General features: G+C 36.5%; 24 protein-coding genes. 9 read left to right on the forward strand and 15 right to left on the reverse strand.

The window, feature by feature from the left end; genetic code table 11:
- Positions 1–321 (forward strand): hypothetical protein (locus Q4A21_03340; GenBank protein MDO4902554.1); only part of this gene is annotated, 321 nt, incomplete at its 5' end.
- Positions 322–326: 5 nt separating this feature from the next.
- Here the strand turns inward: Q4A21_03340 and Q4A21_03345 are convergent.
- On the reverse strand, positions 327–1,493 hold the full coding sequence (locus Q4A21_03345; GenBank protein MDO4902555.1) for an ABC transporter ATP-binding protein: 1,167 nt from the start codon (positions 1,491–1,493) through the stop codon (positions 327–329).
- The gene (locus Q4A21_03350; GenBank protein ID MDO4902556.1) at positions 1,493–2,317 is read right to left on the reverse strand and encodes an ABC transporter permease; all 825 of its coding nucleotides are present in this window, start codon (positions 2,315–2,317) and stop codon (positions 1,493–1,495) included. The genes Q4A21_03345 and Q4A21_03350 overlap by 1 nt, the downstream gene beginning before the upstream one ends.
- Positions 2,318–2,358: 41 nt before the next feature.
- Here Q4A21_03350 and Q4A21_03355 point away from each other — a divergent pair, with 41 nt between their 5' ends.
- Complete coding sequence (locus tag Q4A21_03355) at positions 2,359–3,327, forward strand: glycosyltransferase (GenBank protein MDO4902557.1); 969 nt, start codon at positions 2,359–2,361, stop codon at positions 3,325–3,327.
- The gene (locus Q4A21_03360) at positions 3,302–3,727 is read left to right on the forward strand and encodes a GtrA family protein (GenBank protein ID MDO4902558.1); all 426 of its coding nucleotides are present in this window, start codon (positions 3,302–3,304) and stop codon (positions 3,725–3,727) included. Before Q4A21_03355 ends, Q4A21_03360 begins: the two co-directional genes overlap by 26 nt.
- Before the next feature lie 39 nt (positions 3,728–3,766).
- Here Q4A21_03360 and Q4A21_03365 read toward each other — a convergent pair whose 3' ends face one another.
- Genes Q4A21_03365 through rnpA form a run of 3 tightly spaced genes read right to left on the reverse strand, consistent with a single transcriptional unit; the run spans position 3,767 to position 5,510 of the window.
- A complete protein-coding gene (locus Q4A21_03365; protein ID MDO4902559.1) occupies positions 3,767–4,222 on the reverse strand; it encodes a R3H domain-containing nucleic acid-binding protein in 456 nt (151 codons plus the stop codon).
- Entirely contained in the window at positions 4,222–5,133 is a 912-nt protein-coding gene (yidC, locus tag Q4A21_03370; protein MDO4902560.1) for a membrane protein insertase YidC, read from the reverse strand. Before yidC ends, Q4A21_03365 begins: the two co-directional genes overlap by 1 nt.
- Before the next feature lie 23 nt (positions 5,134–5,156).
- Complete coding sequence (gene rnpA, locus Q4A21_03375) at positions 5,157–5,510, reverse strand: ribonuclease P protein component (protein ID MDO4902561.1); 354 nt, start codon at positions 5,508–5,510, stop codon at positions 5,157–5,159.
- A gap of 73 nt (positions 5,511–5,583) precedes the next feature.
- Between rnpA and Q4A21_03380 the strand changes: the two genes are divergently transcribed.
- Both Q4A21_03380 and Q4A21_03385 read left to right on the forward strand, forming a co-directional pair.
- Positions 5,584–6,843, forward strand: a complete 1,260-nt coding sequence (locus tag Q4A21_03380) for an ATPase, T2SS/T4P/T4SS family (protein MDO4902562.1) — start codon at positions 5,584–5,586, stop codon at positions 6,841–6,843.
- A 42-nt stretch (positions 6,844–6,885) separates the two neighbouring features.
- Positions 6,886–7,437, forward strand: a complete 552-nt coding sequence (locus Q4A21_03385) for a PRC-barrel domain-containing protein (protein MDO4902563.1) — start codon at positions 6,886–6,888, stop codon at positions 7,435–7,437.
- On the opposite strand, the gene Q4A21_03390 is transcribed toward Q4A21_03385, so the two are convergent.
- From Q4A21_03390 to recA, 3 genes are all read right to left on the reverse strand, one after another.
- On the reverse strand, positions 7,427–8,188 hold the full coding sequence (locus Q4A21_03390) for a regulatory protein RecX (GenBank protein ID MDO4902564.1): 762 nt from the start codon (positions 8,186–8,188) through the stop codon (positions 7,427–7,429). The genes Q4A21_03385 and Q4A21_03390 overlap by 11 nt on opposite strands.
- Positions 8,188–9,375, reverse strand: coding sequence for a pitrilysin family protein (locus tag Q4A21_03395; protein MDO4902565.1), 1,188 nt, complete (start codon positions 9,373–9,375; stop codon positions 8,188–8,190). Before Q4A21_03395 ends, Q4A21_03390 begins: the two co-directional genes overlap by 1 nt.
- Before the next feature lie 68 nt (positions 9,376–9,443).
- Positions 9,444–10,502: a recombinase RecA gene (gene recA / locus Q4A21_03400; GenBank protein ID MDO4902566.1), complete on the reverse strand. Its 1,059-nt coding sequence runs from the start codon at positions 10,500–10,502 to the stop codon at positions 9,444–9,446.
- 311 nt (positions 10,503–10,813) lie between these two features.
- Here recA and Q4A21_03405 point away from each other — a divergent pair, with 311 nt between their 5' ends.
- Positions 10,814–11,098: a hypothetical protein gene (locus tag Q4A21_03405; protein ID MDO4902567.1), complete on the forward strand. Its 285-nt coding sequence runs from the start codon at positions 10,814–10,816 to the stop codon at positions 11,096–11,098.
- 49 nt (positions 11,099–11,147) lie between these two features.
- Here the strand turns inward: Q4A21_03405 and Q4A21_03410 are convergent, their stop codons facing one another.
- The 6 genes from Q4A21_03410 to rpmH all read right to left on the reverse strand — a co-directional run bounded on the left by Q4A21_03410 (position 11,148) and on the right by rpmH (position 17,250).
- Positions 11,148–11,495, reverse strand: a complete 348-nt coding sequence (locus tag Q4A21_03410) for a hypothetical protein (GenBank protein ID MDO4902568.1) — start codon at positions 11,493–11,495, stop codon at positions 11,148–11,150.
- A complete protein-coding gene (locus Q4A21_03415) occupies positions 11,492–13,171 on the reverse strand; it encodes an LCP family protein (GenBank protein ID MDO4902569.1) in 1,680 nt (559 codons plus the stop codon). The genes Q4A21_03410 and Q4A21_03415 overlap by 4 nt, the downstream gene beginning before the upstream one ends.
- 14 nt (positions 13,172–13,185) lie before the next feature.
- The gene (locus Q4A21_03420) at positions 13,186–14,577 is read right to left on the reverse strand and encodes an O-antigen ligase family protein (GenBank protein ID MDO4902570.1); all 1,392 of its coding nucleotides are present in this window, start codon (positions 14,575–14,577) and stop codon (positions 13,186–13,188) included.
- Between the two features lie 4 nt (positions 14,578–14,581).
- A complete protein-coding gene (locus tag Q4A21_03425; protein MDO4902571.1) occupies positions 14,582–15,523 on the reverse strand; it encodes a glycosyltransferase family 2 protein in 942 nt (313 codons plus the stop codon).
- Complete coding sequence (locus Q4A21_03430) at positions 15,516–17,045, reverse strand: hypothetical protein (GenBank protein ID MDO4902572.1); 1,530 nt, start codon at positions 17,043–17,045, stop codon at positions 15,516–15,518. The genes Q4A21_03425 and Q4A21_03430 overlap by 8 nt, the downstream gene beginning before the upstream one ends.
- 67 nt (positions 17,046–17,112) lie before the next feature.
- Positions 17,113–17,250 carry a 50S ribosomal protein L34 gene (rpmH, locus tag Q4A21_03435; GenBank protein ID MDO4902573.1) on the reverse strand — a complete coding sequence of 46 codons (138 nt, stop codon included), beginning with the start codon at positions 17,248–17,250 and terminating at the stop codon, positions 17,113–17,115.
- Between the two features lie 270 nt (positions 17,251–17,520).
- Here rpmH and dnaA point away from each other — a divergent pair, with 270 nt between their 5' ends.
- The 3 genes from dnaA (at position 17,521) to recF (ending at position 21,564) form a co-directional block, all read left to right on the forward strand.
- A complete protein-coding gene (dnaA, locus tag Q4A21_03440; GenBank protein ID MDO4902574.1) occupies positions 17,521–18,900 on the forward strand; it encodes a chromosomal replication initiator protein DnaA in 1,380 nt (459 codons plus the stop codon).
- A gap of 525 nt (positions 18,901–19,425) precedes the next feature.
- Entirely contained in the window at positions 19,426–20,523 is a 1,098-nt protein-coding gene (dnaN, locus tag Q4A21_03445; GenBank protein MDO4902575.1) for a DNA polymerase III subunit beta, read from the forward strand.
- 9 nt (positions 20,524–20,532) lie between these two features.
- Entirely contained in the window at positions 20,533–21,564 is a 1,032-nt protein-coding gene (gene recF, locus Q4A21_03450; protein ID MDO4902576.1) for a DNA replication and repair protein RecF, read from the forward strand.
- On the opposite strand, the gene Q4A21_03455 is transcribed toward recF, so the two are convergent.
- Positions 21,561–22,232, reverse strand: a complete 672-nt coding sequence (locus Q4A21_03455; GenBank protein MDO4902577.1) for a hypothetical protein — start codon at positions 22,230–22,232, stop codon at positions 21,561–21,563. The two genes, recF and Q4A21_03455, sit on opposite strands and share 4 nt — an antisense overlap.
- Positions 22,233–22,234: the final 2 nt, after the last annotated feature.

The raw sequence follows: 22,234 nt of genomic DNA on the forward strand, positions 1-22,234 counted from the left end.
CGAAAGAGATGGGCCGAATTAGATTACGAACGCGGTAAGTTGGGAATGCCTACTGGTCCAGAAATCTGGAGTGGAAAAGGATGGTACCAATCTTACGAAAAAGGCTTCATCATTGGAACTGGCAGAACTGGATACTGGGAGTCTATGGGCGAAATTCGAAAGAGATGGGCCGAATTAGATTACGAACGCGGTAAGTTGGGAATGCCTACTGACGGAATAAAAACCAACGAAGACGGTTTAGAGAGTCAAGATTTTGAAGGTGGATACATATCAAATAAAAGTGAAGAATTCGTTGAATATATAACTAAAAATAGCCTTTGAGTAGGCTATTTTTTAGTTATATTAATGAAGTTATTATTCAATAATGAATAATTCGTTATTTGTTTGGAATTATGGAATTCAAAAAAGCAAGATTCATCATCCTTTGAATATTTTATCATATTGTCTTGGTGATGCTTATTAGAATATCTTAAAGATGCATATATCTTCATTTTACTACTATTAAAAATATCTAAATCTATGTGGAATTTATGAGTATTGACACCCTTTTTAGCGTCGTAGTTTTCACTATTGAAGACTATTCCGCCACGACCAACATCGACAATAACAAAATTAAAATAGGTTTTTTCTTTAATTTCATTATTATATTCTATACTAAAGTCAAACCCTTTCTCTGCTGTGGTGATATGCTTATCTGAATAAACCTTAATATAATTATTGTCGTCCTCAGACTTACTCTTTTTGGTCTTAGATGACGAATTTGATTCAACATAATAGTTAACAGCATCTTCAACGCTACCATCTACAGTTAAATCACCCCCATCTATCACAATCGCTTTATTACAATATTTGCGAACACTTTCCATAGAGTGAGTTACAAGAATAACCGTCTTTGTTTTATCTTTCTTTATCTCAGAGAAGAAATTATCGCACTTTCTCTGAAAAGCCTCATCGCCAACAGCCAAAACTTCATCCAAGACGAGAATGTCGCCCTGCGCTTTGATCGCGATAGAAAACGCCAAGCGCACCTGCATTCCGCTCGAATAATTCTTGAGTTTCTGATCCATAAATTGCTCAAGTTCAGCAAATTCGACAATATCATCATACATCGCCGAGATTTCCTCCCTAGAAAATCCTAACAATGCGCCGTTCAAATAAATATTCTCGCGACCAGTTAGTTCTGGATTAAAGCCAACACCAAGTTCAATAAACGGAATCAGCGTGCCATTCACCTTGACCGAGCCTTTTTCTGGCGTGTAAATTTGCGAAATAATTTTAAGTAAAGTTGATTTTCCGGAGCCATTTCGACCAACAATTCCAAAGAAATCACCCTTTTCAACCTTAAACGAAATATCCTTCAAAACTTGATATTCTTTATATCCCTTCACCCCTTTTGTCCAGTTAACAAAAGCCTGCTTTATCCCATTAGCCTGTTCTGTCGGCAGACGAAAACTCTTCGATACATTTTTAACTTCTAAAGCATATTTACCCATTACATCATCTCCGCAAATTTCTTTGAATTCTCACTAAAATACCACAGTCCAAAAACGACAAGACCCACAACAATAACAATAGGAATGACAACTAGTAAGTGATTGGGAAAAATCGTCCAAAATGTCGGAACTTCTCGCGCTACAAGATTATGTCTAAGATCTTGAATAGCAAAAGCAATTGGATTAATCATCATAATCTTAGAAAGAGAAATACCGAAAATCGCAACCTTTGACACTAATGAAATTGGGTACATTATCGGCATCGAATACATCAAAATCTGCATAAACACGTCCCAGATATGAGAAATATCACGAAATTTAACATAAAGCGTTGCGAGGATCAGCGAGAATCCAAACGCTGCACCAAACAGAAGCAGAATATCGAATGGAACCAAAATAATCTTCCAACTAAATCCGACCCCAGAAATAATCGCAAAAAGCAAAACTACACCAAGGTTAATAGTTAGCGAAATTAACGCTGTCGCCATTGACGATAAAATCACGATATATTTTGGAAAATTAATCTTTCGAAGTAGGTCGCCACGCGCCACAATAGAGTTCATGCCAAGACTTGTCGCTTCAGTAAAGAATCCCCAAAGACTGATACCAAGAAGAAGTGTTATTGGATAATGCGGAATATTAGGATCTGTAATTTTCAAAAATCTAACAAACACAAAATACATCACCACAAACATCATCAGCGGCTTCAATACACTCCATAAAATGCCAAGAAAAGACCCTTGATAACGCAACTTGAAGTCGGTTTTTATGAGTTCATAAAGAAGCACACGATTCTTCTTTTCAAATAGTCCAAAATTCTTCATACTAATTTCAATTATATCAGATTTTATGTTAAAATAAAAGAATGAAACCGCTTATAACTATTATGATTCCTGCTTATAATGAAGAAAAAGTCTTGCCGCTTCTCTTTCAGCGTCTCGCAAATTTGGCGAAGAAAACCGCAGATTACGACTTCGAGTTCTTGTTTATTAATGACGGCTCAAGAGATAAAACCTTTGAAATCATCAAGCAAGCATCAACTCGTGATCAAAGGATTTCTTATGTCAACCTTTCTCGAAACTTTGGTAAGGAGCGTGCGATGCTCGCTGGGTTTGATACAGCAAGTGGTGATGCAGTGGTAATTATAGATGCTGATCTTCAAGACCCGCCAGAGTTAATTCCACGGATGATAAAATTCTGGGAGCAAGGTTATGATGATGTCTACGCCAAGCGCGAATCTCGCGAGGGTGAAACTTGGCTCAAAAAAGCAACTTCCAAGTGGTTCTACTCAATCTTGGAAAAAATTTCCGATGTCGAAATTCAGCGCGACACAGGCGATTTTCGCCTCCTCGACCGTCGAGCAATAGAGGAACTAAAAAAACTTCGAGAAAACAATCGATACACCAAGGGTATGTTCTCTTGGGTGGGTTTTAATAAAAAGGAAATAACTTACGCCCGCGACCCTCGTGCGGCTGGAGAAACTAAGTGGAATTATTTCAAACTAACCAATCTGGCGATTGAGGGTATCACCAGTTTTACAACTTCACCACTTAGAATTTCATTTTTTGCAGGACTTATAATTTCAACATTTGCGTTTTTTTGGATTGCATATCTTTTAATTCGGCCTCTATTTGGAGTGCCTACTGGTGATGGATATTCTTCTTTGATGAGCGTCATTTTATTCCTTGGTGGAGTTCAACTGCTCTCGCTTGGAATTATTGGCGAATATATCGGCAGGATTTTCACCGAGACCAAGAATCGCCCCGTCTATATCGCGCAAGAAATTAAAAAATATCAAAGGAATAAAAATGAAAAATCTCGCAAGTCTATCTAAAAATCAAGGCTTCCGCTTTGCTATTATCGGCGGATTGAATACAATTCTCGATATTGTAATTTTGGTGATTTTGACTAATTTTGGAGTGAACAAAATTATTGCCAATATTTTTTCAACTGGCATTACTTTTTTGAATAGTTTTGGCTTAAATAAAAAATACACCTTTAAAAGTGAGTTAAAATCAAAAAAACAATTAGCAAAAGAAATGGTCCTTTTCACTATAGTTACACTTTTCGGGCTTTGGGTAGTTCAAGGTTTTATAATTTTTTTGCTTAGCCCAATTGCCAAAAACTTAATAAATAATGATGGGATCGCCACAATATTGGCTAAAATCCCAGCCACAGCCGTAAGCATGATTTGGAACTTTATACTCTATAAAAAAGTCGTTTTCAAAAAATAAACCTTATAAAACCCGAGAATTTACAACTCGGGTTTTAGTTTACTTTTTAGAAATTATCAAGTATCGCTCGCGTCCCTCGCCCTCAGAATGCGTCTCAATGTCGGAATAATCTTGGGCAACTTTATGGACGATTCGGCGGTCTGCCGCGTTAAGATTGAGTTTGAAGTCCTCACCGTTTTCTCGGACCTTGCTGATCCAGCCTTCGGCTTTCTTAGCAATTCTGTCCGCTCGTTGCTTTTTATAATCGGCAACATCAACATTAACTCGGATAAGTTCTGCGTTCTTTATCGCCAAAGCACCAGAGATAAGTGATTGAAGCGAGCGGATATTCTCAGCATTCTTACCTATTAAAATCGAATTTAATTCGCTCGAAGGCACAGAAAGTTGTATAACATCATCTTCCGCCGTCGAGTAAACGGCCAAATTCACCCCATAAAAACTCAAAATATCCTCTAAAAACCTTGTAGCAAAAACAATTGATTCTTCCCTATTCATTACTTTTTCCTCCCATCTTTTGCTTTAATCCGCCGGACTTTTGCCCCGCTTGAAGTCACCCTTTCGACGACTTTGGCTTCTTTAGCCTTCTTGACTTTTTTGTCGATAGGTGAAGTTTCTTCTTTTTGATTCAAAATAATTCTCTGTTGAATCAATTGAATCAAGTTGGAAACAAAGTAATAAAAAGTTATCGCACCATAAAAGTTAATCATTGTCAAAAACATTAGGATCGGCAACATTGTGCTCATATTTTTTGAGACAATCCCGTTAAGTTCGGCTTGATCAGCCTCTTTACCTTCTGCCGCTTCCTTCATAATTTCACTAAATTTACGCATCTTTTTGCCGGCGTTCACCTGCTTCATCAGATAATATTGAACCCAACTCGAGAAAATCGCCGTCACGAACAAAAACACGCTCGAACGACTCTCAAAAGGATATGCCTTTTCAGAAAGATGAATCACGCCAAACAACTTTGGCTTAAACTCTTTGTCAGAGGTCAATTCCTTTACGCGAGAAAATTCCGCCACTGGTTTATATGCGAATTTGGAAATTTCTGTTCTTCGGACCACAATATTTAACGCAGTAAAAAGCGTAATAAAAATCATAACTTGAATAATCGAAGTTAAGATCGTCCTGCCTTGCTTGATGCCATTTTCTCGATAAAGCGCCATCGTTTGGATCAACTCGGCGTTTCGATTACCCTTGGTGTTCTTTTTAATTTCTGCCAATTTCGGCTGAAGATCGCGGATTTTTTTGCTTTGTTGAAGGTTAGCGCGGGTAATTGGCCAGAGAGCAAACTTCACAATTACCGCAAAAAGAATAATTGAAACTCCAAAGTCACCAATAATTTGATAAATGGTCAAAAGTAAGTTCAAAATCGGTTGAGTAATCAGTAATTCAAATAAATTCATACTTTTAATTATATCAAACCCCGTTATTTTTTACAATAAAATCCGGCTTCGCTGAAAATCTCTTTAATTGAATCTCGCAATTCTTCGTGCGGCATCTCGCGAACACTTTTATGAAACACCATCACCGCAACATCAAAAACACCTTCGATCTCGGGTAATTCGTGGCGAATAATCTCATAAACTCGCCTCCGAATCCGGTTGCGCCCAACCGCAGACTTCAAGACTTTCTTCGAAACAACCACCGCAAATCGACTATCTTTTCGTCGTGAATTTGGTGTAAATTTGACAACGATTTTCTGCGTTCGAACAGCATCACCTTTGGCGTAAACATACCGAAGGCTCCCGTGTCCATGAAATCTGTTTTTATAGGCTAACATTTCTTTAATTTTACCATATTTCCGCGCAAAATAAAAATTGCTTTTTCAAAAAACTTATGCTATAATTTCAATAATGAAAACGGGTAGGCAAAACAGGAAGGCTTTTGAAGTTGACGAATTAGTGAAGACCATCGCTGAAGAGATTTTGAGCGAAGGATTTTCTAAAAAAGCAACTGATATCCACATCGAACCAAGAGAAAATCACACCTTGGTTCGTCTTAGGATTGGTGGAATGCTCAAAACAGCCAAAACTCTTCCGCTTGAACTTTCTGCCAAACTCGCCAAATATTTCAAATTTTTAGCAGAACTCAATTTTTCAGAAAAGACTTTTACCCAGATTGGGCAATTTTCGAGAGAAGATTATCGCGTCCGAGTGTCAACTTCGCCAGTTTTTTTGGGCGAGAAAACAACTTTAAGAATCCTTCGGAAGCAAAATTCTGTTCGTAAATTAGATCAGATTGGTCTATGGGGCAAAAATCTTCAATCTGTTGAAAAGGCATTATCGCAACCCCGTGGCGTGATTATTACTTTTGGTGAAGGCAAAAATTCAACCAACTTTGCACTTTTGGAGCGTTTGATTTCAGAAGAAAAAAATATAGTTTCCGTAGAGCGACAAATCGAGAAGATTTTGACGGGCGTTAATCAAATCGCTATCAATCCTAAAATAGGACTGGACTATCCGCAAGTTCTTCATGCCGCACTTTCACAAAATCCAGATGTGGTTTTGGTTGACTCTGTTAAAGATAAGCAAACGGCTGAAATTATCTTTGAAGCCGCAATGAGCGGAAAACTCATCATCGCATCCCTCCCTGTCCATAAAACCAGCCAAGTTGTGCCGTTTTTAAAATATCTCGGCGTGGATTATTTCTTGAGTTCCGCCAATATTTTAGCGATTATTGGTCAAACTTTAATCCGCACAACAGATGAAAAAAATCTTATTTTTGAAGAAATTCCGCCACAAGATAGTCAAGCGATTTTGTCAGATTTCAATATTTCAGCGCAAAATCTTCATAATCTTGAGATCGCCGCTCGAGAATATTTTAGCCAAAATTCACCGCTAAAAACAACTTCCGCGTCAATCAAAAAACTCGCTAAATTCCCTGAAAATAAAGAGATTTTTACGGGATCAACTGCGATTTTCGAAGCTATCAATCTATATGAAGCGCCTATTGGTAAAGATTTTCGAAATTTTCTCTCAACTCAGCCTAATTCATCCGAGATTGAAGAATTTCTGCTCGAAAATAACTATATTACAATTAAAATTGACGGACTTGTCAAGAGTTTAAGAGGACAAACTTCGCTCAAAGAAGTTATAAGAAGGACTGGGTTTTAACTAAAACTTGCCTTTGGTTGTCGCTTATGTTAAAATAATACTATGCTAATCCTATCTTCACGCCTCGAGAATACCCCTGTTATGGCTCTTCAAACAGGTTCACAGTTGGCTGTTGCGGGCGAGCCTGTAATTGACCCCCGCAATCTACAGATCGTAGCGTATCATTTGGAGGCTAATGTTTTTTCGAAAGAAAAAATGCTTCTTCGAATCGCAGAAATAAGAGAGCTCTCTCGTCTTGGCTACATCATCGACTCTGGTGAAGATTTTATTTTACCTGATGACGTTATCAAAATTAAAGAAATTCTAGACCTTGACTTTCATCTTAAAGGCATTAAAGTAGTTGATAAAAATGGAAAAAATGTCGGAAAAGTCGTAGATTTTACTATAAATCTTGCAACTTTCACAATTCAGCAACTCATCGTAAAAAGAAGTCTTTTTTTACGACTGTCCGACACTGAACTTACAATTCCAACCCAGAAAATAGTGGAAATAACAGATGAAAAAATCATTATAGATAACGAGATCGAAGAAATACATACAAGAAGCAAAAAAGAAGATTTCATCCCTAATTTTACTAATCCGTTCAGAAATTAATATCGCTTAGCGCCCGATTAATATCATCAAAAGAGAAGCCTTGTCTGGCTAAATATGCAACCAACTTTTGCTTATCAGGATATCTTTTTGCTTTTTTGTCAATGATTTTACGAATTTCTTCCATATCATTTCGCCCAGATTCTTCAAAAATCCTATCTTGAATCTCTTTCGAAACACCTTTTTGAGTTAATTCTACTCTAAGTTTTTTTATCGAAGATCCCTTTCTAAGATTGCGATTTTCTACCCAAAATCGAGCAAATTTCTCATCATCAATATAATTCTTCTCTTCAAGACGAGCCAAAACCTGCTCAACACTCAACTTTAAAACTCCAGATTTTTTATAAAATTCTCCTGTTTTACGATTTTTAAGATTTTTGTCAAGTGTCTTTTTCATTAAATAATCGCGAATTTCCCTTTCGGAATGCGGCCGCATCAAGCAATAATTGAGAGCCAAGGCGTATAATTTTCCAAACTCCGACTGTTGCTCAAGGTGTAAAATTTCACTTTTTGAAAAAACAGCGCCAACTTTAATACCCAAATCCGTCAATTGGAAAATATCCAATGAAAAACGATACTTCCCGTTAATAAAAATATTCGCCCTATTGGGGTTTTTGACGGCTTGCTTTATTTCTGTTATAATAAATTCTTCTTGGGGGCTTCGCTCAATTTTATCACCAATTCTAAGCCTTTTCGAAAGTTTTTTCTCTTTCGAATCAATAAAATCATTTTGCGAAAAAATCTCCAGCGCCATTATTCTTCAACCTTAAAGTTATCAAAAATAATCTTAACTATCTTAACAAAATCATCTTTTGTGACTTTGTCAAATTCAGCAAGAAGATCTTCCAAACCATATCCGCCAAAAAGTAAAAAATTCCAAACGTGCCAGTTTACGCGAAGTTCAACTTTCCTTAGTTTCATACAAATTTTATTTTTAGAAATAATACGTAATCTCTCAAATTCTTCATCGGAAAATTCAGCATTTTTAGCAAATGAAATCCACTTTTCTATAATTTCAATAATTTTATCAAAATTTTCACTATCAGCAGAAAACGAAAACTCGAAATTAGGTAAACTATTCTGATCTAAATTAAGCCCCAGATAAATTGAGTAAAGCAACCCATTATCTCTAACCTCTCGGTAAATCTTGCCAGTTTCAAAATCCATCAAGAAATTTCGCACCAAGAGCCAAGCCGCACGTAAACGAGGATCACTTCTGATTTCAGCAGAGTACGGTATATACATCAGATGTGTTTTATCTTCATTTTTTGAAATTTTAGCACCCCTCTTATCTGATATTTTAATCCCAGGAAATGTTTTTTCTTCTCCGCGAGGTAAAGCAAAATTCTCAATTCTTTTAATAACTCTGGAAATCTCTTCTGTTGAAAAATTTCCGAATATTAAAATTCGAACATTATCTGTAGTATAAAATTGATCGTAATGGCGACGAATATCCCCTAAAGTAATATTATCAAGACTACTCAGTGCAGTCTGATCATTGATAGTATTAGGGAAAATTTCCTCCATTTTTATATCATAAAGTTTATTAAGAGGTGTTTGGCGACGATTAGAAAATTCACTTCTAACATTGGAAATTTCACGCTTCACCGACTCATCAGAAATTTTAGGATTTTCAATAGCCCGAAGTTGCAAATCAACCGCTTTTTCAAAAAATTCAGGGAGAGTCTCTATAAAATAGCGGGTATATTCTTCCCAAGTCTGAGCATTAGTTTCAGCACCAGATCGAGCAATCCAATCTCGATCCTCATTCGATAAATCACACAAAATATGCTCTAAAACATGCGCGATTTGATTCTTTTCACGAGATTCACTTAAGTATCCAGAATTAAATTTTACGATAATTTTACTAGACTTAAATTCTTCGGAATTCAAAATCCTTAGTTTAACGCCGTTTTTTAATTTTCTGTCAATAACTTTCACTTCTTCAAACTCCCTCCCGCTACTAACAGGAAAAATATAAATGCAATAGCTAAAGAACGCTTAAGATATTACTTTTCTTCAGGGTTAGGAACTTCTTCTTCAATAATCTCTTCACCATTAACTTGAGCGCGAACTTTGCGTTCAATTTCAGCCATAACTTCTGGATTTTCTTTCAAGAAAAGTTTAGCCTTTTCACGACCCTGGCCGATAGTTTCATCATTATATTTGTAGAAAGCACCAGATTTAGCGACAACTTCATACTCAACAGCGAGGTCGAGAATGTCACCAGTTTTGGAAATTCCCTCGTTATACATAATGTCAAATTCAGCCACACGGAACGGCGCCGCAATCTTATTTTTTACAATTTTCACCTTAGTGCGGTTACCGATAACGTCATCGCCATTTTTAATTTGCGCGATCCTTCGAATATCAGCACGAACAGAAGCGTAAAATTTAAGCGCATTTCCGCCAGTTGTGGTTTCTGGGTTGCCAAACATAACACCAATTTTCATCCTAATTTGGTTAATAAAAATAACCGTTGCCTTGGACTTATTGATAATTCCAGTCAATTTTCGAAGGGCCTGCGACATCAAGCGTGCTTGAAGACCCATATGAGCGTCGCCCATATCGCCATCAATTTCCGCTTGCGGAGTTAGGGCAGCAACAGAGTCGACAATGATCAGGTCAACGGCATTTGAGCGCACAAGCGTTTCACAGATTTCGAGAGCCTGCTCGCCGTTATCAGGCTGGGCAACAAGGAGATTATTAGTATCTACACCGAGTTTTCGGGCGTAGGCTGGATCGAGAGCATGTTCAGCGTCAATAAAAGCAGCAGTTCCGCCCTGCTTTTGAATTTCCGCAATAGCATGAAGAGTCAAAGTTGTCTTACCAGAAGATTCCGGGCCATAAATTTCAATAATTCGACCTTTTGGATATCCGCCACCAAGCGCGAGGTCAAGGCTCAAAGCACCACTCGGCAAAAGTTCAACATCAACTTTAGAATTTTCACCCAAAGTCATAATTGCGCCATCACCAAATTGCTTCGAAATCTGCGCAATCGCCAAATCAAGCGCTTGTTTCTTGCCGCTATCCGCTACATTTTCCGTTTTTTTAGCCACTTTTGCCATTTTCAATCTCCCTTAAGTTAAAATATACCTTAATTATATCTGTTTTCACACCAAAAATCAAGCAAAACGCTTGCGATTTTCAGGCATACTCTTGACTTATTATTATTATGCTATAATACAGTCAAGGTTGAAATCAAGAGATTTTAACCAGAACTTTCAAAAAGAGTTAGAGATACTTTTCCGTTTAGGCCGAAAGATTTTATTTCTTGCGAAGATTTTTCGAAAAATAAAACTGCTTCGAAATTTCCTCGCAGGAAATAAAATTCCAGCAAAAATAAATGCTGGCGAGCAAAAAACGCGAAAGGAAAACTATGTTTAACGCAATAAAGAACCTATTTAGCCGCAAAAAAATAAATCCGGAAGAAATCCGTATGGATGTACGTCCAGATTATACGATGAAGACATATCAAATCCCAAGAGTCGTTACAAGACTCAGCGGTGAAATGATACTGTCATCTGGGCTTAAAAGTAAACCGCATAAAAGCGGCAAAATCCTTAAAGTCCAGTGTACGGAAAGACTTGAGTATGACAGAGGTGCACTACATTACTTAGTCGCAACAAGCGACGAACTAATAAGGGTTTTGGTTTATATCTAACTCTTCGCCCCTTCGATATTATTTCGAAGGGGCTTTCTCTTGGCTTAAATTATCCCCAGATGGATTCAATAGTATCTTGAATCTTCTTCGAAGTAGAAAAATCGCCCCGTCTCGAAAATTCATCCGCCCGTTTTTCTAAAAATTCAAGCACGAATTTTTCCGTATCGTCCATATATTCTCGGCCCTGCTTCTTGATAGAAACAGATCTCGCTTCACCACCATCGGATTTTTCAAGACATCCAAGCATTACAAGATTGTCGATATGTTTAGCGACAGTAGCCACAGACTTATAGCCAAGGCCCGCCATAATCTCACGATAGGTTGGGCTATAGCCTTGGCTGACAATAAAATTGTCAATATACTCCAGAATCTCGGCTTGCTTTTTAGTTAAATTCACTCGTTCTCCCCCAGAATAACCAAGATATCGGCTTTATTTTTCCAAGAATTTAATTTCGAAGGTAAATCTTCTACTTTTGAAATGCTCAATTTTTCTTGAAGTTTTTTCAATGTTAAGGGTTTTTCTTTAGATATATCATAAATCTTGGTGGACTTAATGCCCTTTTCCGCAGAATCGCCAATTTGCGCAACCTCGAAGCCATCTTTCTCTAACTGTGCTTGTTTTTTACCTGCTAAACCAGAAATTTCCGTCCCGTTTAAGATAATAATTTTGGCTTCTTCGCTTATGAAGTCACCAGTTTTGGTGTTTTTGGCCACAAATTTACGGATTGCGGAATAATCATAGAGTCCAGCCGTTGGCACAACCGCACTCACACCACCGATATTATCGTTGGTTAAGAGATTGGTTTTTTCATCAACCATAGGTAGAGATTTAACCTTATCCGCAGAAGTTTTTAGCGCCAAGTCAAGACCCGAGCGAATATCTTTGATAGTGAAGTCGGATTTAACATTATCGCCAAGTGCATTCGAAATCTCCATCAAGGCATCAATGTTAAACTTTTCTTTATTAATTTTTTCAAGCGTAGCCTTTAAGACTTTTTGCTGATTGCGTTCACGGTCAAAGTTGCCACCGCTCAAACCATATCCGCCAGCCGAGCCTCGAGCGCGAGAAAATGCCAAAGCCTGCTCACCGTTCATGTGGGCAACTTCGCCATTTTTATAGCGCACTTTGGTTGCCACATCGTACATATAAGGTGAGCCGTCCCAAACTTCGACCTTAACGTCAATTCCGCCAATCGCATCAATCGCTTGAACTAAAACTTGCCAGTTAGCGTGAACAGAATAATGAATTTTTAATCCTAAAACTTTCTCAGCCGCAGCGGCGATTTCTTGCTGACCCAACTTTTCACCCTGCTTCTTTTTTTCTTCTGAAGCGGTTTTATTATTATAAATTCCTTCGCTGAATTTTCCGCAAACATAACTCTCATTCAATTTCCCAGCCGTGGTACCAAGAAGATATGGACAATTATGCTTCACCCATAGGTCGCGGGGTAGTGAGATCGTGTAAGATTTACCTGTTTCTTGATTAGTGGACAGCACCATAATTGAGTCCGCCAAGTCTTCTCCATCCCAACCTTCTGGCGAAGTTCCAAAAATCAAAATATTAGTACGGCCATCCTCATCCTGTTTGAGTTTTTCAACAGGAGAAAGAACGTCAAAAATATTGCCGCCACTACTAATTTTATTCAAATTACCGATTCCATTAGAAATTATCGAATAGATTTTCGAACCAAAAAACAACAATCCAATTATCAAAAATACAGCCAGCACCCTTCGAATTTTTCTTCGAAATAAAAATCGCTTAAGAGAAAGTGGGTTTTTACCCTTTCTATCGCGTTTACTGTTGACTTTGTCCAACTTTTTTTCAATCTTGGGGGAGATTTTTTCTCTTTGTTCTCTCCTTCGAGATCGCTCACCTCTTATGTGGTCGGTTTTTTGTTGAGGGCTGTCTTCAATCTCGATAGTATTTAGAGCATCATCAAGAGATTTTTCTCGCTCGGCTACCTGCTTTTTTCGCTCAATAGCAGGCTTTTTGTCATTTTTTTCAATTTTCGAAACAGCCACTCTAGGCCGTCTTGGGGTAAATCCATCAATAGTTTGGCGTTTTTTATCCATAATCATTTTCTATTTTAGCAAAGTTTGGACGAATTTTCAAATTCTACCCGCCAGCAAATTGACAATATCACGGCAAGAATTAAATAAATGTGAAGCGCATTTGGCAGTCCAGAAAAGAAGTTCCACTGCAATAAAAATGCCACCAAAATTGCCCAAAAATGTTTTTTGTATCTAGTGATTTTGAAAAATCCAATAATTATCACCAGCCAAATAATCGCTCCGATAAGCCCATTTTCTAATAAAATATTAAGATATTCATTTTGAATGATTTCAAATTCCCAACCCGTGCCAGCACCTTCTTGATGAAGGACTCGTCCAGCCGAGCCAGTTCCAACACCAAAAATCATTCTAATAGGATTTTTAATCCAAGTTTTTATCGCAAAGTTAGAAAGACTTGTTCTTTCATCTGTAGATTTCTCTACATAGCCATCAAAATGGGCTTTTTTCTGAGATTTTTCCACAGTATTTTCAACAGTTTTATTCACAGACTTTTCAACAGAATTGTGGATTTTCTGCTTCTTCGGTAAAGAGACCTTACCAAGGCTCATTTGATTAACACTCTTCGAAACTGAATCATAAAATCCATCAGTTACTCTCGGATTAAGAGCCGTCATTGTGGCATGAATTAAAATACCAGAAGTAAACGCCAAAGAAATTATTGCGAAAAACCACAAAAATCTCTTTTTTATCGAAATCGAAGATTTATCGGTCCAAAAAATCGCCAAAATCATCGCAGGTATTAGCGAAAATATTGCCCCACGAGATAGAGTCAACCACATCGCCACTAAATCTAAAAATAAAATTACAAGATTTTTCTTAGATTCTTTACTTCTTAAAACTTTATACCAAGCGATTAAGATCGGTGCAATCAATAAACTGCCCAAAAATTGAGGCTCAATCGCAAATACGCTTGGTCGAACAAACCCAAACCCTTCTGCTAAGCACCCTCGACACAACCCCCAATCAATAAACGCCCCATAAATTACTTGTATAACTGCCAGAATACTCACGACCGATGACGATAATAGTAAAGATTTTTCAATTTTTTTCCATAAATTCTTTTCTTTTCTAAACGATAAAACCACCAAGAAATCTAAAAACAAAACTCCCCAAACTCCAGCAGTTAATACTGCGCGCACAGGATTTTTAGCCCAAAAAATTGAAATAACCTGCCACAAAATCCAGACAAATACAAGCCTAACCGCTCTCGAATCTCGAAGTTTAATAATCTCCCGCCATCTCTCAAAGATCCCAAAAACAGCCAAAATAAGACAATAGATTAATGTAATTGAAAGTTCAAAATTCATCCCTTCGCCCCGACCAAAATGAATCGAAGGAAAATACGAAAACCAAATCGCTATCGGCGCAAGCAACAATAATCTTCGAGAGATGTTTAGTTTTCTCATAGAATTAAATTTCTTTTTCTATAATAAACCTAGGCCTTGCCTTAACTTCAGAGTAGATCTTACCTATATATTCACCAATAATACCCAGAGCAACCATCTGAATACCACCCAAAATCCAAATAGAAAATATAACAAAAGTCCATCCGCTCACTGTATTCCCTAAAATATGCTGAGCCAATGAATATAAAAGAACTAAAATCGAAACGCCAGAAATCAGAAACCCTAAACTAGCCACCAGTCTAATCGGTTTCACAGAAAAACTAGTAATCCCATCAATCGCAAAATTAATCATTTTCTTCAATGGATACTTCGACTCGCCAGCAAAACGCTCAGCCCTATCATATTCAACAATTGAAGTCTTAAATCCAATCAGCGGCACAATGCCTCGCAAAAAAAGATTTATCTCTCTAAAGTTGGCGAGTTCATCTAAAGCCCTTTTACTCATTAAACGATAGTCCGCATGATTATAAACACTATCAACACCCATTTTCGACATCAATTTATAAAAGAAGAGTGCTGTATTTTTCTTGAAGAATGTATCAGTCTTTCGACTATTTCTTACTCCATAAACGATATCACTTCCATTATAAAAATCATCGATCATTTTATCAACCGCATCAATATCGTCCTGAAGATCAGCATCCATAGATATTACAAAATCCGCCTTATCTTTAACAGTCATAAGTCCTGCAAGTAGTGCATTCTGGTGTCCACGATTTCTAGAAAGTTTAATACCGCCAAAAGTAGGATTAGTTTTATTTAATTTTTCGATCTTATCCCAAGTATCATCCTTAGACCCATCATCAACAAAAACAATTCGACTCTCTTTAGAGATTTTCTTGCTTGAAATTAAACCTGAAACTTTATCCAATAATCTCTTCGAAGTTTCTTCAATCACTTCACTTTCATTATAACTAGGTATTACTATATATAAAATTTTAGACATTTTTACTCCTTTTAATTAATCCATCCAATCCGTAACCAGCCATCAACATAAAGAAAGGAAGGTATAAAAATAGATATCTAGCACGGCTCTCGAACAGCCCCTGATACATAGCAATTCCAACTATGGCGACACTTAGGATGGTTACGATTATTATATTATACTTATTCGCATTCTTAAAGCCTCTATATGATCCTACTGTTATTAGAACTACGACAATAAACCAAGTAGCATTCCATAAATAGTTTATTTTATCAAAGTATCTTCCGGCAGTTGGTTCAAAATTATTTTCAACTGCTAGAAACCTCCTAATAAAGCGAGAAGCCTTGTCTTGATTCAAGAAATTAAGTTTATTACTCTCGCCATCCCACCAAATAAGGAATGATCCTTTACTGAAAGCCCTGCCGATTTTATCAATCGCAAAACCCAGATATCCAACTGGAAAATCTCTACGTAAACTATCTTTAAAAACTTTTATATTCTTCTCAAAGCGACTACTCTTTAATCCATCCGAAATCATATCTACGACATATTCATGACAATATTCACCATTGCGGCATTTATCGTATTTATTTCCACCTCTTAAAGAGCCAAGAGCTAAAAAGTGAGAAGCATCGAAAGCATACCTATCTATCATATTTTTATCTTGATACTTTAATTCACTAAATTTAGATCTTAAAATCACATTAACAATCACCCCAGAAAAAACGCCCATCAATATAGACAATCCGATCAATATACTCTTTTTATTAATGTATTGTTTAGAAAAAGAGAGAAATAGCGTCGCGAAAACTGCCAAGACCAATATAAAAGATGTAGCCTTCATATAAAAAGAAAATATAATTGCAATTCCGAGAAGTAACGCAGATAAATAATTCTTCTTCCTAGTAAGAAAATCAGCCGACAAAATAATTATAGATACACCAAAAAATCCAACGCTATCAGTATAAAATTGAGAAATATATGGAGATAGTCCAACTAATATTACAGAAAGTATCCAGACACACACATAAACTCTTAAATTAAATCTCCTATACACAACCCATAACACCGCTATAGTACCAGATATCATCATAAGAGCGTTAACGATAGATGAAAGAGTAAAACCATCTATATTCAGCACGCCCGCTATCTTATATATAATCAACAAAAACATTGCTATTGGCGTATTATTATCGTATCTTGTTAGATAACTTTTATATTCGATATCTTTATTATTTTCAATATAATAGTTAACTATATTTCTAACAGTAGCGATATCCCATCCACTTTTGCTAAAAGTCGCATACGCAACAATCGCCTGAATAACCAACAAGACTAATATAGACGTTACAAAAATATTTTTTCTCGAAATATTTTTAAATTTATTTTTATCAACAAATAAAACTACACCTAAAATACCAGAGAGTATACCAAAAAATAACCAAAACCATAGACTTCGGTAGTTATCTTTTAATATATAAATAGACGCCAGAGCAGTTATAAGAAGAGAGACCGAAATTATAATTTTTCGCAAAATATCCATATATAGATTATATCACTCTATAACTAAAAAACAAAACCGCCCCTCCAATATGAAAAGGCGATTTTTCTTAGACTGTAAGTTTTTTGCGGCCTTTGATTCGGCGACGCTTCAAAACTTTAATACCAGCCTTTGATGACATTCGAGCGCGGAAACCGTGAGTTCGAGAACGATGTCGCTTGTGTGGTTGGTGTGTTCTTTTTGGCATATCTTCCCTATTTTATAACTTATTATTAAAAATTTCAAGCATTAACGTTTTACTTTACGCTAAAATAATCCATAAAATCTTGAAATTCCTCGCAATTCATTTTGTAGTATATCACACTTTTCCACAAAATTCAACTACTTTTCCACAACTTTAACAGTAGTTTCGAAAATCTGGGGAAAAATTCTTACTACTGTTTCAAAATTAAAACATATTTTCGAAAAATAATTTTCGGGGGTTGTGGAAAACCGCCAAATATACTACAATAGAAACATGGATGAATTGTGGAAAAGTGTTTTAGGGGAGATGGAACTTGAGCCAACCATTAGTTCCGGTGCTTTTGTCGCTTTCCTCAAAGATACAAAACTTCTTAGAATTGACGATAATATCGCAATCATTGGTGCTAAAAATTCCTTCACTATCAACACTCTACGCATAAAATACTATGATATTTTCAAAAAAATTCTCGCCAAAAATGGCTACACACCAGCAAGAATAGACTTCGAAACAATAAAATACCGCAAAAGCAAAAAGCCAGATGATAAAAAAATCTCGGCAGAAGATCTTATTTCTGGTGCTAAAAATTCTTCTAAATCCACTTCGAGCATTTCGCCCAAATCTTCTCGAACCTATAATGACGGGCTCAATCCACGATATACCTTCGATAACTTTATTGTCGGATCAAACAACGACTTGGCTTTCGCTGCTGGGCAAAATATCGCCAAAAATCCTGGCGAAAAATACAACCCTCTCTATATTTATGGCGGAGTAGGACTCGGTAAAACTCACCTTATTCAAGCAATCGGCAATGAAGTGAAGAAAAACCACCCACATCTTCGAGTGCTCTATATCACTATAGAAAATTTTTATAAAGACTACCTTGAAAATGTCCGCTCCAAAAAACAAGGTTATGCTGACAAATATCGAAATGTCGACGTTTTGATAGTTGACGATATTCAATTTATTTCTGGTAAAGAAAAATCTCAGGAGGAATTCTTCCACACCTTTAATGAACTTCACCAAGCCAATAAACAGATTATCATCTCTTCTGACCGCGCACCGAAGAGTATTCCTACGCTAACAGATAGGCTGAGGAGTCGTTTCGAATGGGGAATGCCAATCGATATCCAATTACCAGACACTGAAACTCGCCAAGCAATCATCGAGGCTAAATCCGAGCAGAATGGATTCTCTCTCGACCCTGAAACAGTTCAATTTTTAGCGGCAAATATCAGGACTAATATTCGAGAACTCGAAGGAATTCTAAATCAGTTAACCGCAATTGCAGAACTCAGAGGTGTTAAGCCCGATATCGAAATGGCCCGCGGACTAATGACTTCCGAAGCCAGAAGTGGTGTCAATCGTCGCAGTCTCACAGCCAAAAAAATCATAGATAAAACCTGTAAATTCTACAATATTTCGCGAGATGATATCTTAAGTAAATCTCGAACAAAAGAAATCAACCACGCTCGACAATCCGCTTGCTACTTAATGAAAAGCGAGTTAAAAATGAGTTTTCCGGCCATCGGCAAAGAATTTTCTCGAGATCATACAACCATTATGAATGGTGTAAATAAGATAGAAAAACTCATAAAATTCGATATCGAAGTCCGCGAGCAAATCAGCGCATTGAGTGAATTAATCTACGAATAACCCAACACATTCCAAATCTCCAATCTGTTATTTTGACAATTGGAGATTTTATTTTATAAAAAGCGAACAGTTTTGTTATTATATTTTCGATGTTTTTAGACCTTTTATTGTTCGCTTGAAATTTTGCAAAAATATTGTAAAAGTTTTTCGAAACTTCGCCCTTTTATTGTCTTCACCCTATTTGACAAAATCAAAAATCATTTCAGAGAATAACTTGACAAAAATATCAAAAGATTATAGAAAAATGTTAAAATCTTGTGGAAAACTTTATATATATTGAACAAAACCACGTTGAAAAATTGTTATAAAATTTTCTACAATTTCCACATTTACGAGTTTGGGTAATTCGAAGACCAAAAATCCTGTATAAAAGTCCAAATTTTACACAAAATTCTAACGTGGTTTTGCTTGAACTTTCCACAGTAAAAATGGTATAATTTAAGTAGTGAATTTGTGCTTTTCCACAATTTCCACAATACCTATTATTAAAACCACCACCCCTAAAGGAAAGAGAATTAAATTTTTATGGATCTGACAGTAAAACAGGAGCATTTTTCTAAAGCATTCAATAATGTCTCTAAAATTGCAAGTTCAAAAACGAGTTTGCCAATTTTAAATAATGTTCTACTTAGAACTAATGGCTCTAGGCTTTTAATTGCTGCTACAGATCTTGAAATTGCTATCTCTCAAAATATAGGGGCTAAGATCGAAAGCGTCGGCGAGATTGCTGTTCCTGCAAGATTGGTTTCTGAGTTTATTTCTAATCTTCCTAAAGAAAATGTTCATATTAAGGTGGTTGGTGAGGATGTCTTTATAGAGAGTGGAAATTATAAATCAAAAATTAAAGGTATTTTTACTGAAGATTTTCCAGAATTGCCATCTGTCGAAGAAAAATCAGCACAAAAAATTACTCTTAAAGTTGATGATTTTAGAACGGCTGTTTCTCAAACTATTTTTACTGCCAGCACGGATACCTCTCGGCCAACTTTGACTGGTGTGTTTTGGCATACTTTTGAAGGTAATTTATATTTGGCGGCAACTGACGGATATCGCTTGAGCGAAAAGCGCGTTTGCCCTATTAATGAAGAAATTTCGGCTATAATTTCCGCCTCTAGCCTAAATGAAGTTATGCGCGCGATTTCTGATAACACTGAAGAGATCGAGATATTATTTGATGAGAATCAAGTGGAATTTCATATTGACGATATGATGATTGTGGCGCGATTGATTGATGGTAAGTTTGTTGATTACCGAAGGCTGATTCCGAGCGATACCGAGACTAAAGTTGATATTTTGAAGGCTGATTTTATGCGAGTTGTTAAGATTGCGTCTCTTTTTGCCCGCGAGAGCGGAGAGAGCGTGACGCTGCGAGCGGATGGCGATAATTCTAAATTATCTATTCATTCTATTGCCAGCGAATTTGGCGAGAATACTTCCGAGGCTGACGCGGAGATATTTGGTGATGGCGAAGTTACTCTTAATCCCAACTTCCTGATTAAAGGAATTAGTGCTATTTCTAGTCAGGATCTTCAATTTGGATTTTCCGGAAAACTTGCGCCAACTGTTCTTAAAAACCCTGCGGATGATTCTTATATTCACATTATTATGCCACTAAAAAGTTAGGTCGAGGGAGTGAAACTTACTCATCTTCGTGTTCAGAATTTTCGAACTCACAGTGAATTTTCGCTTAATATTGGTGAAGGTTCAACTTTAATTTTGGGTAAAAATGGTAGTGGTAAGACTTCACTTCTGGAGGCAATTTATTTTGCGCTTCGAGGGACGAGTTTTCGAAGTAGCGATAAAGAAATTTTGAAGAATTATGGCGCCGCTGATTGGTTTCGAATTGATTTAGCGGGTGATAATCAGACGCGTGTTGTGAAATTTGATAATTCTCGTGCGAGTGGAAAAAAAACTTTTGAAATTGATGGCAAGAAATCGCATAGGCTGTCTAATTCTGACAAGCGTCCGGTTATTCTTTTTGAGCCTGATGACCTCCAACTTCTAAGCGGTAGCCCCAATCGGCGACGAGATTTTTTAGATAAATTTTTAAGCCAAATTTTCCCTAGTTTTTCAACAATTTTAAGTAGGTATAATAAGGCTTTGAAACAGAGAAATAATCTGCTAAAGCGCGAAATTTTAACGCCAGATGAGATTTTTCCGTGGAATGTGATGTTGGCGGAATATGCTGCGGAGATTATCTCGCGAAGGCACCACCTGGTTAATATTTTGAACGAAAAAATTGAGGATACTTATTTTAAGATTTCGAAAGTACGGGATGAAATTGAAATTATTTATCAGGCCGAAGAACTATCCAAGGATAATATCTTGCGGATTTTGGAGAGTAATTTTGAGCGGGATAGGATTTTGGGCCACACTAGTTTTGGGCCGCATAAGGATGATTTGAGTTTTATTTTTAACGGAAAAGAAGCGCAAAGTGTGGCTTCTCGAGGTGAAAATCGAAGTTTGGTTCTTGCGCTGAAATTTATTGAGACTGATTTTTTGGCGGAAAATTCTGACTTTAAGCCGATTGTTTTATTGGACGATGTTTTTTCTGAACTTGACGAGATTAGGCAAAAAATGCTGACAGAACACTTCGGTAGATATCAAACAATAATCACCTCAACTTCGGGAGTTGAGGTGAGCGGTGGTGTGGTAAGAATTTAATTTATTATACAAGGGTTTACTGTATAATTTATTTTGTATTTACCTTTTTCTTGATCTTTTAAATTATTATCTATCCAGGATTTTGCTCTAGACTTTCTATACTCTTCAGAATCTATCGATGAATTTTTATTGTAGCACGAATTTATATTTACATCTATAGATTCAACATATTCTCCATTTTTATCGGTTGAATAGGATATTGTAAATCTGGATTTTAAAGTATCCTTGTAAGGTAGTTTTTTTGCTATTGGCGAATTTTTTGTTAATTTGTCCATATTTACTCGAATATTTTCATATCCTGCTCCACCTCTAATAATATCGTCCTGACGATCTCTTAAGTACCAGTTGTCTGTGCCGTCCTTTGTGTTTAGTGCGAATGTAATTTTTTTGAATTCTTTTGATTTAATCTCGAAATCTAAAGATTTTTCTATGAACTCTCGATGGTCGGCTTTAATTGTGTATTTACCTGGATTGAGGTAATGTACTCCATTGGAGATTTTTTTGCCGTTTAGTGTTATATTACCAGATCTTGGGGCTATCAATACCTCTATTTTTCCGGCTATATTACTTTCCCACACCCACCTAAATATAACAAGTATGATCAGCATTACGAAAATAATTAATCCGAATAGAATTTTTTTATTCTTGAGTATATCTTTAAATTTCATAC

The organism is bacterium (assembly GCA_030530825.1).
In the GTDB taxonomy this organism is placed as follows: domain Bacteria; phylum Patescibacteriota; class Saccharimonadia; order Saccharimonadales; family Saccharimonadaceae; genus Nanogingivalis.

Bases quoted from the DNA above. Each gene is read 5' to 3' on its own strand.
- Q4A21_03345 (MDO4902555.1), bottom strand. From the start codon at position 1,493: ATGGGTAAATATGCTTTAGAAGTTAAAAATGTATCGAAGAGTTTTCGT.
- Q4A21_03350 (MDO4902556.1), bottom strand. From the start codon at position 2,317: ATGAAGAATTTTGGACTATTTGAAAAGAAGAATCGTGTGCTTCTTTAT.
- Q4A21_03355 (MDO4902557.1), top strand. From the start codon at position 2,359: ATGAAACCGCTTATAACTATTATGATTCCTGCTTATAATGAAGAAAAA.
- Q4A21_03360 (MDO4902558.1), top strand. From the start codon at position 3,302: ATGAAAAATCTCGCAAGTCTATCTAAAAATCAAGGCTTCCGCTTTGCT.
- Q4A21_03365 (MDO4902559.1), bottom strand. From the start codon at position 4,222: ATGAATAGGGAAGAATCAATTGTTTTTGCTACAAGGTTTTTAGAGGAT.
- yidC (MDO4902560.1), bottom strand. From the start codon at position 5,133: ATGAATTTATTTGAATTACTGATTACTCAACCGATTTTGAACTTACTT.
- rnpA (MDO4902561.1), bottom strand. From the start codon at position 5,510: ATGTTAGCCTATAAAAACAGATTTCATGGACACGGGAGCCTTCGGTAT.
- Q4A21_03380 (MDO4902562.1), top strand. From the start codon at position 5,584: ATGAAAACGGGTAGGCAAAACAGGAAGGCTTTTGAAGTTGACGAATTA.
- Q4A21_03385 (MDO4902563.1), top strand. From the start codon at position 6,886: ATGCTAATCCTATCTTCACGCCTCGAGAATACCCCTGTTATGGCTCTT.
- Q4A21_03390 (MDO4902564.1), bottom strand. From the start codon at position 8,188: ATGGCGCTGGAGATTTTTTCGCAAAATGATTTTATTGATTCGAAAGAG.
- recA (MDO4902566.1), bottom strand. From the start codon at position 10,502: ATGGCAAAAGTGGCTAAAAAAACGGAAAATGTAGCGGATAGCGGCAAG.
- Q4A21_03405 (MDO4902567.1), top strand. From the start codon at position 10,814: ATGTTTAACGCAATAAAGAACCTATTTAGCCGCAAAAAAATAAATCCG.
- Q4A21_03415 (MDO4902569.1), bottom strand. From the start codon at position 13,171: ATGGATAAAAAACGCCAAACTATTGATGGATTTACCCCAAGACGGCCT.
- Q4A21_03420 (MDO4902570.1), bottom strand. From the start codon at position 14,577: ATGAGAAAACTAAACATCTCTCGAAGATTATTGTTGCTTGCGCCGATA.
- Q4A21_03425 (MDO4902571.1), bottom strand. From the start codon at position 15,523: ATGTCTAAAATTTTATATATAGTAATACCTAGTTATAATGAAAGTGAA.
- Q4A21_03430 (MDO4902572.1), bottom strand. From the start codon at position 17,045: ATGGATATTTTGCGAAAAATTATAATTTCGGTCTCTCTTCTTATAACT.
- rpmH (MDO4902573.1), bottom strand. From the start codon at position 17,250: ATGCCAAAAAGAACACACCAACCACACAAGCGACATCGTTCTCGAACT.
- dnaA (MDO4902574.1), top strand. From the start codon at position 17,521: ATGGATGAATTGTGGAAAAGTGTTTTAGGGGAGATGGAACTTGAGCCA.
- dnaN (MDO4902575.1), top strand. From the start codon at position 19,426: ATGGATCTGACAGTAAAACAGGAGCATTTTTCTAAAGCATTCAATAAT.
- Q4A21_03455 (MDO4902577.1), bottom strand. From the start codon at position 22,232: ATGAAATTTAAAGATATACTCAAGAATAAAAAAATTCTATTCGGATTA.